This window comes from Rhizobium sp. ZK1 (assembly GCF_047782645.1).
Lineage (GTDB): Bacteria > Pseudomonadota > Alphaproteobacteria > Rhizobiales > Rhizobiaceae > Rhizobium.
Map to the genome: position 1 here is coordinate 1767871 of NZ_CP180587.1, position 12998 is coordinate 1780868.

Consider the following 12998-nt stretch of genomic DNA (forward strand, 5'->3'; position numbering starts at 1 on the left):
TGTCTCTCATTCCGCTGCACCCTTTTCGAGATCGTCGAGCAGCGCGGCGGAATCGGTCCACTCGTCGCCAAGCAATTCCGGCGTCTCGTACGCCAGGAGGTTGGCGAAATGGGTTTCGCGATCAGCGACGAAGAGGCTGCGGGCGATGCCTCGCGCCAGCCGGCGCCCACCATCACTGACGGCCGGGATGTCGCCCGACAGCTTTCCGTGGCTGAGCGACGCCGGATAGTTGAAACAATGGACAAGGCGCAGCGACGGGCAGCTTCCCGGCATCTTTTCGAGGAATTCGAAGTCGGGACCGAGATAGGGCGAAGTCGCGAGTTCACCGTTCTCCATGCCCTCGGCGGGCGCGTAGGTGTCCTGCCAGAACCGGATGAACGGCGCGAAGTGGTGAAGTTCCGGCCGCTCATCGAGATCCACCCGGAAGCCTGTCGCGAAGACGACGAAGTCGTACTCCAGGTCGCCGCGGCTGGTCTCGACAATCACCCGACCGCCCTTCTCACGCAGGCCGCGCACCCCCGTCGCCAGAAAGAAGCGGCCGTTGGGATGACGGGAGACCCGCAGCGTGGAGTCCCGCGGCGGCGGCGTCTGGGCGCCCAGCACATAGTCCATGAACTTCCACTTCCAGTCGTCGCTCAGGCCCGCAAAGCCGTGAACGACGCCCTGGCTGGAAATGCCGGTGAACTTGTTGATGCGCGGCATCTCCTCGCGGCGAATGACCATGTCGACAGCGGCCGCCCCCGCTTCGAGGGCGGTTGCAGCATTGTCCATGGCCGAGGCCCCGGCACCAATGACGGCGACGCGCTTGCCCTTCAGGGCCGCAAAGTCGATGTCATCGGCCGAGTGCGCCCAGAACCTGCGGCCCACGTGGCGCACGAAGTCAGGAACGTAGCCGCCGCCGAGGCCGTCGCGGCCGGTCGCAAGCACAACATGCCGTGCGTAAAGCCGTTCCTCCCTTCCATTTGCCAAATCGGTCGCATCAAGCGCGATCAGGTCGTCATTGGCCGGCGCCATGGCGGTGACGGCGACGCGGTTTCGAACCGGCAGGTCAAGCACCTTGCGATACCAGACCAGGTAGTCCATCCATTGTTCTTTGGGGATCTTGCCAAGCGCTTCCCAGGCCTCCGCGCCAAACTGCGCCACATACCAGGCGCGGAAGGTCAACGATGGCAAGCCGAGGGCCGGGCCCGTCAGTTGCTTGGGCGAGCGGAGCGTCTCCATGCGGGCGAACGTGACCCATGGCCCTTCGAGCCCCTGTGGAGCCCTGTCCAGGCAGACGATGTTGTGGATACCAAGCATCTTCAGCGATGCGGCCGCCACCAGCCCGCACATGCCGGCGCCGATGACGACGGCGTCATAGACACGCTTGCCATCGTATTCGGTCGCCGGCACCCACTCCTTGGGAGGAAGCTCGAGGAGCGAAAGGTCGTCGGCCAATCTGCTTTCGAGACCTGCCAGACCCGTCGCCAGCTGCTTGGCTTGGATGTTCAAGATCAATGCTCCTGTGCCTGTTGGCCGGCGCCGAACGTGGCATCGGCAACGCGTTCGATATGACCCGGATCATGCGCGATGAAACCGGGCATGCGGGCGGCTGAAATCCTGATGATCAACTGGATGAGCTCAAGGACGCCATCCGGAAGCGGCCTGGAAGCCGCCGAGAAAATTCCCCAGAGAAACGGGACGTTCATGTCCAGAGGGCGGATTTCGACATTCTTCAACTCGACGCCATAGGCGGTAGCGGGCTCGACGATCGCGATGCCGAAGCCGGTCGCCGCGAGTTGCAACGCATTGAGCGCCGCGTTGGTGTCCACGATGCGCGACGGCCGGACACCGGCAACCTCAAGAGCCTGGTTGACGCGGCGGCGCAGGCGGAAGGGGTTTGCCATGGTGATCAGGCAACGATCGGCGAAATCATCCATGGAAATCGTCGGCTTGGCGGCCAGAGGATCATCCACCGCGACCGCCGCCACGCACGGCGACTGGAAGAGGCCATGAATTTCAAGACCAGGATGCTCGACCGGCAGCGATGCAACACAGAGATCAGCCGTCCGGGCAAGTACGGACTGGACCGCGGCCTCGGCGGAAATGCTGCGCAGATGGATGTTCCGGGGAAGCAGGCTTTCCGGCATCTCGGCCAGCGCCAGGGGAAGAAGACCGCTCGCGAAAGCCGGGATCGCGGCAATCTCGATAGGACCCAGTTCCGCGGACGCAATCGTCTTCGCCCGCTCCTGCAACTGGCCGATCCCGGTCAGAAAACGTTCAGCATCGGCATGGAAGGCAATCGCCTTGGACGTCGGCGTTATGCGCGGGCCGTTCCGTTCGAAGAGCGGAAATCCGACGGAAGCCTCCAGTTCCTGGACAAGCCGTGTCACCTGGGATTGCGAACGGTCCAAGAGGCGCGCCGCGGCAGTGATACTGCCCGCCGACATGACCGCAAGAAAGACTTCGAGCTGCTTGATTTCCATCGCCAACCCATAATGCGCAAATTGCAGCATTAATCTATATCAATTCGTTTAATGCATAATGAGGTTTGAGGCAATAGAAAATCCCGCCTAAAAAATAGGCTTTGGAAGGGATGTCAGGTCTTGGAAGGGTCTTCCGAAATAGCTGGACGCGTTACACGAGAACTGCCGGGTGTAACCACACGGATTGCGAGCAAGCATCTTGCATTCGATTAAAGGTCAGGTGTCACCGTCTGGCAGCAACCATCGTCACGCCTATAGGCTCGGCAGGCTGTCGTGCTTGCGAAAGCTGGTCAGCTTCGAGGCCTGATGCTCGATCGCATCGATCAATCGCCGGACGGTCGCCGACAGAGGAAGTCCCGTCGCCGTGATCACGCCCCAATGGAACGGGACATGGAAGCTCAGGGGAATGACGGAGACGTCCTTGATCGGCAAGCCGCTCAGAGTGACAGACTCGACGATTGCCACTCCAAGCCCCGCGCGCGCCAGCGAAAGCGAGACATAGGTAGCGTTGCTGTCGATGACGCCGCCGGGCTCGATGCCATTCTCGGCAAATGCGCGGTCGATACGCATCCGCAGCCGGTACGGATTTGCCGAGGCGATCAAGCGGCGGCCGTGCAGGTCGGCCGGTTGCAGCATCTCCTTCCCCGCCAGTTCGTCGCCAGCGGCCACGATGGCCACGCATGGCACCTCCCCTATCCAGTGGACGTCGATCCCCGGATTGTCGAGCGGCAGGCTGGCGACGCCCACATCGGCCGTCCGCGCCAAAACCGCCTGGACGACATTCTCCGAAGCGATGCTCTGCACATGCACATGTTCGGGAAAGAGTTCCGCTGGCAACTCCTGCAACGCAAGCGGGATCACGCTCGCCGCGATCGCCGGGATCGATGCAAGTTCCACCGCCTTCGCCTGAGCCGTCTCGATTTGCCTGGCCCTTTCGCTGATTGTGCGCAGCCCGCTGAGGAACAGCTCTGCCTGCGAGAAGAAGGCGACCCCCTGTTCTGTCGGTGCGATCCGCGGCCCGTTGCGATGCAGGACCGGAAAACCCAGTTCCTGCTCCAGTTCCTGGATGAGCCTCGTCACCACCGGCTGGGATTTTCCAAGCGCCTTGGCGGCACCCGTCATACTGCCGATGGACATCACGGCCACGAAAGCCTCCAATTGCCGCGTATCAAGATATTCCGGAGGCATAGGGTTTCCCGTCTTCGCTCTTACGAGTGACATTCCAGCATTCGTCAACGTGGTTGGTATAGCCATCTTATCCCTGGCAGACCAGTCCGGTTGAGAACGGGCGCTTCTCGGTTTGAGCGGTCGTGCGATCCTTTTCACGCGCTCGCCTTGCTCCAAAGCGCGATACGCCCATCGAAGGGGTCGGCGACGACACGAAAATCCCCGCTATCCATATGGAGCACCTCTGGCTGCAACGCGGAATAGCAAAGCCAGTCACCGGTCGGCGACTGCGGCAGCTCGTCGCGAATGAAGGAAACCCAGACATCGTGAACAGCCGTCGCGAAATCCGGTTGGGTGACGGCCTGCCGCATCGGCAGATGACTGACGTCCATGCCGCGCCGGTACCAGACCTCGCCGACTTCGGCGCCGTGCGGCGCCCCGAGTTCGTCCAACTCGATCGGCCCGTAGAGGTATTTGTAAACAGGCTGGCGGATCGCGTGCAGCCGTGCGAAGCGCGTCGCCGGGTTCTGGAAGACAAGATCGCCTCCGATGGCGCGCCAGATGCCGCGTGGAGAATGATCCGGAAGCGCCTGACGGTAGCGCTCGACGATTTCGGTGCCGGTCAGCCCCATTGGTCGTACGCGTTCGTGCAGCAGGCCTGCGGCGATCTCGAAATCCATGTCTGGCTGCGCCGTCGCATGGGTCACGTACTCGCCGGTCGTGCAGCCGATCATCATCGGCACGGCGACCGTTTCGCCCCCCGCCGCCGCTGCCTCCGGATGCCGAGGAAGCGAGACGCCGTCGATGACCGGGACGAAGGGTACGCCCAGCATCGACGCGGAACCATCGCGATCGAAATCGTGTCGCTCATAGGATTCGTTGCAGAGATCGCACTGCGCAACCAGCAAGGCCTCGAAGGAGAGCTCGTGAAGCTCGGCCTCGGTCACCTGCAGAGAGTCGAGCATGCGACGATTGAGCCTCTGTGCATCCTCCATCGTGGAAATGCCGGTGCTCGCTCCGCTTTGCGGCATCGCCCTGGCGAAGAGACCATGCGCCGCCGGCATGGCCATGACCGCGGCAATCGCGAAGCCACCGGCAGAACGGCCCGCGAAGGTGACACGCCTCGGGTCGCCGCCGAAGGCTTCGATATTATCGCGCACCCATTGAAGTGCGGCGATCTGGTCGAGCAGGCCGCGATTGTCCGGCGAACCGTCGTTCAGATGCAGGAAGCCGAGTGCACCGAGGCGGTAGTTGACGGTGACCTCGACGATGTCACTGGCCGCAAAGGCGCCGCTTTGCAGAACGGCCTCGTTCGCCGAACCGACGGCATAGCCGCCGCCATGGATCCAGACGAGGACAGGAGCGGAACCGGTTATCGACGGCGTCCGGATATTGACCGTCAGGAAGTCCGTGCCGAATACCAGTCTCGATGCGGCCGCCTTGCCTACGGGACCATAGGTCGGGATCTGCGGACAGACTGCGCTGAGTGTCCTGGCAGAGCGGATGCCGAACCACCGGGCCACCGGCTGCGGCGCTGCAAAGCGCCGCTCCGGCGTGATCGGCGCGGCATAGGGTATCCCGAGAAAGACGTGATATCCGTTTTCCCGAAACCCTTCGACGGGACCGCCCGTTGTTTCGACAATTGTCACGGCGACCTCATATCGCCCTGCGCAGGCCGACCAATCTTTCGACCGCCACCACGACGCCGATCGAGATAAGTATCAGGATGACGGAAAGGGCGGCGATCTGCGGGTCGGTCGAATATTCCAGATAGTGATAGATCTCGGTCGGCAGCGTGGACGCCTTGACCGAGACGATGAAGAGCGAAATCGTCGCCTCGTCGAAGGAGATGAGGAACGCGATCACGGCGCCGGCGATCAGCCCGGGACGCACCAGCGGCAGGGTGATGCGCCAGAATACCATGGCCGGAGAGGCCCCGTGCACCAGCGCCGCCTCTTCCACCCGCGTGTCGACCGCCATCAGGCTCATGGTGATCGTTCGTACCGTGTAAGGGATCGTGATGCCGAGATGGGCGAGTATGATGCCGGGATAGCTGTCGAGCAGGCCGATCGGCGCTATCACCAGCATGATGCCGACGGCCAGCACGATGTGTGGCACGAGGAAGGGCGCAAGGATGAGAAAATTCACGGCCGCCTTGCCGCGGAACGTGTAGCGCACCAGCGACAACGACAGGAGCATGCCGGCCGAAACCGACACGATGCCGACAATCGCGCCGATCGCCAGGCTCCGCCAGAAGGCCGAGATGAACTTCGCATTCTCGAAGACCTTCACATAGGATCCGAACGAGAAGCTCTCCGGCGGAAAAGCGAGATACTGGCGCGTGTCGAATGAGATGATGAAGACGATGACGATCGGCGCCAGCAGGAAAAGATAGAGCAGCATGATCAGCGTGCTCCAGGCGACTCGACCGAGGATCGAGGAATTCTGCATGGCCGGCCTCACACTTCGAGCGCGCGCAGCGCACGCTGGTAGAGAAGGATAATGCTGCTGAACAGCACGAGCAGCATGACCGAAAGCGCCGCGGCGAGCGGCCAGTTGAGCGTCACCGTCGCCTCGTTGAAGACTTCCGTGCCGAGCACGAAGACGCGCCCTCCCCCCATCAGCCGAGGCGTCACGAAGGAGGAGATCGCCAGCACGAAGACGAGGAGCGCCGCCGTCAGCACGCCGGGCAGGCTGAGCGGCAGGACGATGCGCGTGAACACCTTGAGCCGGTTGGCCCCGAGCATCGCGGCCGCTTCCTCCAGTTGAACGTTCAATCGGCCGAAGCCGCTGAGCATCGCGAGGATCGCATAGGGCATCAGGATTTCGATCAACGCGACGGTGGCGCCGAAGCTGTTGTTGGTGAGGCGGATGACGCCATCGGTGAGCGAAAGCGACTGCAGCGTGCTGTTGATGACGCCCCGGTCTCCAAGGATCACCATCCAGCCATAGGTCCGCACGACCGACGATGTCAGCAGAGGGGCCACCGCAAGCGCCGTCAGCACACCTCGAAAGCGGCTCTCCGTCCGGACAAGGAAAAGCGCGATCGGATAGGACAGGATCACGGCGAAGATCGCGACATTGAAGCCGAGAACCAGGGTATTCCAGGCTACACGCCAGTAGAACGGATCGAACAGGACGGTGGTGTAGGCTTCCCACGTCCAGTCGCCGCCGCTCAGCGCTCCCACGGCCGAAGAGGCGAATGAGGCGCGCAACAGCCAGAGGAGCGGCAGCAGGAAGGTGATGACCAGCGCGACGAGGCCGGGCAGAAGCAGAAGCAGCAGGATGCCCCTCGAGGTGGTCGGCGCGCCGCTCGCAGGCGCTGTCACGGCGGCGCTCATGCGGCCTCCCGACCGATCAGGGTCACATCGTCGGGCGCGACGGTCAGGGTGACATCGTCGCCCTTCCTTGGCAGGATACCCGCATGCGTCGGCAGATCGGCCTGCAGCAAGCGCCCGCCGCAGCGCACGCTCAGCGTCAGGATCTGGCCCCGATAGACGATATGCTCGACCACGCCGCTGAAGCTGTTCGGCTGGCCGGCATCTCCCGCAAGCAGCAATCGGTGAGGCCGCACCATCAATTTGATCGATGATCCAACCGCGGCTTCACCGGCGAAATGAATCGGAGGCAGGCCGTCGACCTCCGCAAGGCCCGGTCCGGCGACTTTGCCCTCGAAGAATGTTCCCGCACCGATGAAGGACGCGACGAATTCAGTCTGCGGCCGGTCGAAGATGTCGAGCGGGGTTCCGATCTGTTCGAGTTTTCCTGCCGACATGACCGCCAGGCGGTCGGCCATCGAAAGCGCCTCGTCCTGGTCATGGGTCACGAAGATGGCGGTTACGCCGGTACGCGCCTGGATGTCGCGGATCTCATCGCGCATCTCGTCGCGCAGTTTCGCATCAAGGTTCGACAGCGGCTCGTCGAGCAGCAGGAGTTCCGGCTCGATCACCAGCGAACGGGCGATCGCCGCGCGCTGCTGTTGGCCGCCGGAAAGCTGGCTGACCTTGCGCCCGCCCAGACCGGCAAGCTTGACGAGGTCGAGCGCTCTCCTGACGCGCTCCTCCCGCTCGGCCCTGCCAACCTTGCGCATTTCGAGGCCGAAGGAGATGTTTTCTGCGACCGTCATGTGGGGAAACAGGGCATAGGCCTGGAAGACCATGCCCATGTTCCGCTTGTAGACGGGGATGGAGGAAACGTCCCTGCCATCGAGCCTGATCGCGCCCGAGGTGGGAGCAATGAGGCCGGCGATCATGCGCAGGATCGTCGTCTTACCGCAGCCGGAAGGCCCAAGCAGGGCCAGCATCTCGCCGCGCGGCAGCGAGATGCTGACGTGATCCACGGAAGGCTTCTGGGCGCCTGGATAGGTCTTCACGAGATTTTCGATGATGACGTGATGATCAGCCATGACGGCCAGTTCCTTCAAGATAGATCAGTTGAGCGCGATGACTTCGCGGTTGATGCGCTGGATCCAGGCGGAATATTTGTCCGCAACGAAGTTCCAGTCGAGTGACATCTGGGCGGCCTGAGCCTCCTTGGAGCCGTAGATTCGCGCGGCAACCGCGTCCGTCAGGGTCACCTTGGTATTGACCGGTCCGTAGAAGCTCTTCTCGGCGAACGTCGCCTGTGCTTCGGTACCCAGCGCATAGTTGATGAAGAGCTGTGCTGCCTCGGCATTCCTAGAGTTTTCGACGAGACCGATTGTGTTGGTCTGGCCGATCGAGCCTTCCTTCGGCGCGGCAACAGCGATCTTGCCGCCTTGAGTGTCGTGCAGGTATTGCGCGCGGCCGTTCCAGCAGATGGAGAGATCCACCTCGCCGCTCTGGACGACGGCGTAGCAATCGGGCGCCGGCTCCCAGGTCGAGACGTTCGGGGCGATTTCCTTGAGCATGTCGATTGCCGGATCGACGGTGTCCTTGTAGTCGGCTCCCTTGAGCTTGTCGAGGATCGGCAGCAGGATGACGCCGCGCGTATCGCCGAGTTTTGCAGCGATCTTCCCCTTGTATTTCGGGTCGGTCAGGTCGTTCCAGCTCGTCGGCGGCTCTTTCACATTGTCGGTATTGTAAAGGATCGCGAGATTGTCCTGAGAGAAGGCAATTGCCTTGTCCCCGTCGAGACGGGCCCAGTCCGGCATCTCGGCAAGGCTCGGGACCTTGGCCGGATCGAGCTTGGCGAAAATACCGCTCTTGTTCGCCTTGATGGCGACCGAGACGTCGATCAGGGCGACATCGATCTTCGGGTCGGCCTGTTGAAGCGTCAAAAGGGCGAGCGTCTCTGCGGAATTCTTGCTCTGCTGATAGGTCACCTCGATGCCGGGATATTTCTCCTTGAAGGCCGCGATGATGAACTTCTGATAGTTGTCGGCAAAGACGCCTGAAAAACCGACGACGTTCACCGTTCCCTTGATCGAGGCGTCCTGGGCCTGGGCCGCGCCGGCAAAAGCGGCAAGGCCAGCGGCAATAATGCCGGCGCGGAGGAGGATCCGCAAAATTCCGTTTTGCATGCGTATCGTCATGTCCGTCTCTCCAGTTTGAGGCATGGCATTTATTCTTTTGTCGCCATGCAGTTCCCTGTTCCCGCAAACGCGGCCTTACGCTCGATTAGCCGAGGCCGTTTCTTCCCGCCGACAATCCATGTCGGAGAAGATCAGGCCATCGGCGTCCAGGCCGCGTCGAGCATACGCAGCCAGTTCCTGCCGAGAAGCTTGAGCACCAGTTCCTCGCTCCAGCCGCGTGCCAGCATGCGGGCCGTGAGGTTCGGCATCTCGGTCATCCGTTGGATTCCCTTTGGCTTCGATATCTTCACGGAGCCGAATTCGGTCAGCGTCCGCGCAGTGCCCTTGTCCTTGTTGGCCCAGAGCAGCCAGGGACCGGGGCGCGGCCGGTCGAGCGAAAAGTCCGTGCCGATCCCGACATGATCCTCACCGACGAGATCGATCACATAGGCCATGGCATCCAGGTAGTCCTCGACCGTCGCGTCGTTGCCGGCCGCAAGGCCCGGCGCAAACAGGCTGACGCCGATCAGGCCGCCCTTTTCCGCGCAGGCGAGAAGCAGTTCGTCCGGCTTGTTGCGTTTGACGTCCCGCAGCGCCCGCGGCAGGACATGCGAGATGCAGACCGGCTTTTTCGAATAGGCGATGACGTCGGCGCTGGTCTTGTCGCCCACGTGGCTGAGGTCGCAGAGCACGCCGACGCGGTTCATTTCCGCCAGCACTTCCCTGCCGAACCCGGTGAGCCCGCTGTCGACCTCTTCCAGATAGCCCGCGCCGGAATAGTTCTGGGTATTGTAGGTGAGCTGCATGATGCCGACACCGAGATCCTTGAAGATCTCCACGTAGTCGAGCTTGTCTTCCAGGGGCGAGGTGTTCTGCCACCCAATAATGATGCCGGTCTTGCCTTCCGCCTTGGCAGCATGGATGTCGGCGACGGTGCGGACCGGCCGGATGATGTCGTCGTTCTCGCGCAGAAAGCGCTTCCACTCGGAAACGTAACCGATCCCTTCGCGGAAATTCTCCCAAAGAAGGGAGGAGACGTTGACGGCTGTCAGCCCCCCGGCACGCATTTCCTCGAAGATCGACCGGCTCCACTGGCAGGTCTGAAGGCCATCCACGATGATCGCCTCGTCATGCAGTTTTCTTGCGTCGGTCATCACGCCTTCTCCTCACGCATTTCAGTGGTGTTGCTGGCCTTCAAGGCGCGGTCGACGAACTCCAGCCGATCCTGGCCCCAGAAAAGCTCCCTGCCGACGACGTAGGTTGGCGTCCCGAAGATGCCGAGCCGCTCTGCGTCAGCGAGATTGCCGTGCCACTCCGCGACGATGTCATCCACCTGCGGATCGGCGACGAGCCCTGCGGCCGCCTCGCCGGCCGTTGCCCGCGCGATGTCGCGGAGCGTGGAGAGGTCGGCAATGTCTCGGTCCTCGGCCCAAAGCGCCCGCTGCACGGCGAACGAGAAGGAAATCGCGTCAAGACCCGCCTTCTGGATCGCGATCACCGCCTGCGCGGCGGGCTCGATCGTCCGGCAAGGGTAGAATTTCGGCTTCGGGTTAAGCGGCATGCCGAGATAGTCCCGCCACCGGCGCAATTCGACCTCGTGGTAGAGCTGGCGCGCATCGGGACGCTTGCGCAGCGGAATGCCGCCATTCGCCTCGATGATGCGGATCGGCCTGAGCCGCACGGCCGCGCCGTTCTCAGCGGCAATCGCAATGGCCCGCCGGGCGCCAAAATAGGCCCATGGCGACGAGATGCCGTAGAAAATCTGGAGCTCCGGGCGTCGTTCATCCATTCGCAATGCTCATGTCCTCGTCAATATCCGCATCCGTCCATTCGTCGCCCATAAGCTCCGGCGTGTCGAAGGAGAAAAAGCGATCGAGATGGTATGTCCGATCCTCCACGAAAAGCGAGCGCGCGAGACCCGTCGAAAGGCGCAACGCACCATCGCTGATCGAGGGAATCCCGCTGGTGATCTTCCCGTGCGAGGGAACCGCCGGATAGGCGAAGCAGGCGATCCGCGAGACCGAGGCGGCGACAACGGGATCGAGCCCCGGCTTTGGCAGGAATTCGAAAGAAGGCCCGAGATAGGGCGTGGAACCGATCCCTTCATGCTCCCAGCCGGCAGGCGGAGTATAAGCATCGCGCCAGAGCAGGATCTTGCCGGCAAGCGCAGAAAATTCCGGCCGCTTGCCGAAATCGACCGAAAAGCCCGTCGCGAAGATCACCAGATCGGTCCGGCAACGCCCTTTCGGCGTTACGACGTCCACCGCATCACCAGCCTCGACGAGATCGTTTATCGGGCTCGCCAGATGAAAGAAAGCGTTCGGATGGCGCGAGACGCGCAGCACGCTGTGGCGCGGCGGCGGAATCTGGGCCCGTTCGCCGGCGACCATATAGGTCCACTTGTCCGCATCCGGCAAGCCGACATATCCGTGCGTCATCCCCTGGCTGCCGACTCCGGTGAATTTGTCGACACGCGGGATATCGGCACGACGCACGAAAATGTCGACGCGCGCCGCGCCCGCCTCCAGGGCGGCCGCAGCATTGTCCATCGCCGATGCGCCGGCGCCGACGACCGAAACACGCTTGCCCTTCAAGGATGCCATATCGATGAGATCGGCGCCGTGCTTAACGAAGCGCGACGGTATACGCATGGCGACATCCGGAAGCGTCGGAGCGCCGAGCCCGTCTAGGCCGGTCGCCAGAACCACGCGGCGGGCGAGAACCTGCTCCGTCGTTCCGGCTCTGTCGAACTCCAGAGCGATCAGGCCATCGGAGCGGAAGCCAATCGCAGTCAGCGCAGCGTCGTTAACCACGTCGAGATCGAGCACCTGTCGATACCAGACGAGATAGTCCATCCACATCGGGCGGGGAATGAGGCCTAAGTCGAGATAGGCTTGAGCCCCATATTGCGCTTCGAACCAAGCACGGAACGTCAAGGACGGGATGCCAAGCGCCGGCCCTACGGCGTCCTTGCGGGTGCGAAGCGTCTCCATCCTCGCATAGGTGATCCAGGGGCCTTCCCGCCCTTCTGGCGCGCGGTCGAAGGCTCGGGCATTTCTGATGCCGACCTTTCTCGAGGCGGCAAGCGTTATCAGTCCGCAGAGCCCCGCGCCAATGACGGCGACGTCGAGTACTTCCACTCCATCCACTTTGATCCCAGGAAGCCACGCCTTGGGCGGCTGGTTGAGCCAGAGCAAGTCGAGCTCAAGCCGCTTTTCCAGAGCTTCAAGTGATGCCGGGCGGGGTAGATCGTTTGTTCCCACTTAATTGTCTCATTATTCTAAAAAGACATTATGCGAATAATATGATGCAAATATCGAAATGTAAATGCCAACGCTAAAAATCAATCGCGGCGAATTGCGGCTCCTCCTGAGCGGAGTGGGTCAGGCAAGGCGGCCGATCGAAACTGATGGGGCGCATACGGGAGGGGTGGAATCCTACGCTAATGGCTTTAGCCAGCGATGCTCGCCGGTGATATTGATCTGAGAGCCGGCTCGGTTTGTTTGAACAGCTTGGTGCCGCTAAGTGGATTTCCGCCTCGATTATACCGCCACCATCATTGGTGCCAGCGCGTTGAAGTAGGCCTGATCCGGTGTCTGCCGGTCAAGGGATGAATGTGGGCGTCGGCTGCTTCGCTGAACTGCGCCCAGAGGCTTTTGGCCGCGTCCTTGCCCTGTCTGAGGCCGGCCTTCACGGCGACGGCCTTGACGCCAAGCGCCTCGATGTCGCGTACCGTGGCATTGGCCGCATCCGCATTGGCGGTGTAGTGCACGCCAATCAGCGCGGCACCCTCCCTGGACCACGGCTACCTTGAAGCCGTTGCCGCATCGCGACCGGTCGTCTGAATTGCCCGCTTGATCGCGCCGCTCTCGCGA

Annotated in this window: 11 protein-coding genes and 1 pseudogene; all 12 read right to left on the minus strand. The window is 62.3% G+C overall.

Annotation, left to right across the window (positions count from 1 at the left end):
- Nucleotides 1-6: 6 nt before the first annotated feature.
- The gene (locus ACK9YZ_RS30790) at nucleotides 7-1494 is read right to left on the minus strand and encodes an NAD(P)-binding domain-containing protein (RefSeq protein ID WP_416068469.1); all 1488 of its coding nucleotides are present in this window, start codon (nucleotides 1492-1494) and stop codon (nucleotides 7-9) included.
- Nucleotides 1494-2495 (minus strand): LysR family transcriptional regulator, encoded by a 1002-nt coding sequence (locus ACK9YZ_RS30795; protein ID WP_416067285.1) that lies wholly within the window; start codon nucleotides 2493-2495, stop codon nucleotides 1494-1496. The genes ACK9YZ_RS30790 and ACK9YZ_RS30795 overlap by 1 nt, the downstream gene beginning before the upstream one ends.
- Before the next feature lie 222 nt (nucleotides 2496-2717).
- Nucleotides 2718-3686, minus strand: a complete 969-nt coding sequence (locus tag ACK9YZ_RS30800) for a LysR substrate-binding domain-containing protein (protein ID WP_416067286.1) — start codon at nucleotides 3684-3686, stop codon at nucleotides 2718-2720.
- A gap of 101 nt (nucleotides 3687-3787) precedes the next feature.
- Entirely contained in the window at nucleotides 3788-5281 is a 1494-nt protein-coding gene (locus ACK9YZ_RS30805; protein ID WP_416067287.1) for a carboxylesterase/lipase family protein, read from the minus strand.
- Nucleotides 5282-5288: 7 nt separating this feature from the next.
- Entirely contained in the window at nucleotides 5289-6083 is a 795-nt protein-coding gene (locus ACK9YZ_RS30810; RefSeq protein ID WP_416067288.1) for an ABC transporter permease, read from the minus strand.
- An 8-nt stretch (nucleotides 6084-6091) separates the two neighbouring features.
- Nucleotides 6092-6973: an ABC transporter permease gene (locus tag ACK9YZ_RS30815; protein WP_416067289.1), complete on the minus strand. Its 882-nt coding sequence runs from the start codon at nucleotides 6971-6973 to the stop codon at nucleotides 6092-6094.
- On the minus strand, nucleotides 6970-8037 hold the full coding sequence (locus ACK9YZ_RS30820; protein WP_416067290.1) for an ABC transporter ATP-binding protein: 1068 nt from the start codon (nucleotides 8035-8037) through the stop codon (nucleotides 6970-6972). The genes ACK9YZ_RS30815 and ACK9YZ_RS30820 overlap by 4 nt, the downstream gene beginning before the upstream one ends.
- A 24-nt stretch (nucleotides 8038-8061) precedes the next feature.
- On the minus strand, nucleotides 8062-9144 hold the full coding sequence (locus ACK9YZ_RS30825; protein ID WP_416067291.1) for an ABC transporter substrate-binding protein: 1083 nt from the start codon (nucleotides 9142-9144) through the stop codon (nucleotides 8062-8064).
- Nucleotides 9145-9275: 131 nt separating this feature from the next.
- Entirely contained in the window at nucleotides 9276-10277 is a 1002-nt protein-coding gene (locus ACK9YZ_RS30830) for a dipeptidase (protein ID WP_416067292.1), read from the minus strand.
- Nucleotides 10277-10912 carry a 2-hydroxychromene-2-carboxylate isomerase gene (locus ACK9YZ_RS30835; protein WP_416067293.1) on the minus strand — a complete coding sequence of 212 codons (636 nt, stop codon included), beginning with the start codon at nucleotides 10910-10912 and terminating at the stop codon, nucleotides 10277-10279. The genes ACK9YZ_RS30830 and ACK9YZ_RS30835 overlap by 1 nt, the downstream gene beginning before the upstream one ends.
- Nucleotides 10905-12386 (minus strand): SidA/IucD/PvdA family monooxygenase, encoded by a 1482-nt coding sequence (locus ACK9YZ_RS30840; protein WP_416067294.1) that lies wholly within the window; start codon nucleotides 12384-12386, stop codon nucleotides 10905-10907. The genes ACK9YZ_RS30835 and ACK9YZ_RS30840 overlap by 8 nt, the downstream gene beginning before the upstream one ends.
- 362 nt (nucleotides 12387-12748) lie before the next feature.
- A pseudogene (locus tag ACK9YZ_RS30845) lies at nucleotides 12749-12925 on the minus strand (short-chain dehydrogenase); the annotation flags it as partial.
- Nucleotides 12926-12998 lie beyond the last annotated feature (73 nt).

Coding starts and splice junctions, on each gene's coding strand:
- ACK9YZ_RS30815 (WP_416067289.1), bottom strand. CDS start 6,973: ATGAGCGCCGCCGTGACAGCGCCTGCGAGCGGCGCGCCGACCACCTCG.
- ACK9YZ_RS30830 (WP_416067292.1), bottom strand. CDS start 10,277: ATGACCGACGCAAGAAAACTGCATGACGAGGCGATCATCGTGGATGGC.
- ACK9YZ_RS30835 (WP_416067293.1), bottom strand. CDS start 10,912: ATGGATGAACGACGCCCGGAGCTCCAGATTTTCTACGGCATCTCGTCG.
- ACK9YZ_RS30825 (WP_416067291.1), bottom strand. CDS start 9,144: ATGACGATACGCATGCAAAACGGAATTTTGCGGATCCTCCTCCGCGCC.
- ACK9YZ_RS30810 (WP_416067288.1), bottom strand. CDS start 6,083: ATGCAGAATTCCTCGATCCTCGGTCGAGTCGCCTGGAGCACGCTGATC.
- ACK9YZ_RS30800 (WP_416067286.1), bottom strand. CDS start 3,686: ATGTCACTCGTAAGAGCGAAGACGGGAAACCCTATGCCTCCGGAATAT.
- ACK9YZ_RS30795 (WP_416067285.1), bottom strand. CDS start 2,495: ATGCTGCAATTTGCGCATTATGGGTTGGCGATGGAAATCAAGCAGCTC.
- ACK9YZ_RS30820 (WP_416067290.1), bottom strand. CDS start 8,037: ATGGCTGATCATCACGTCATCATCGAAAATCTCGTGAAGACCTATCCA.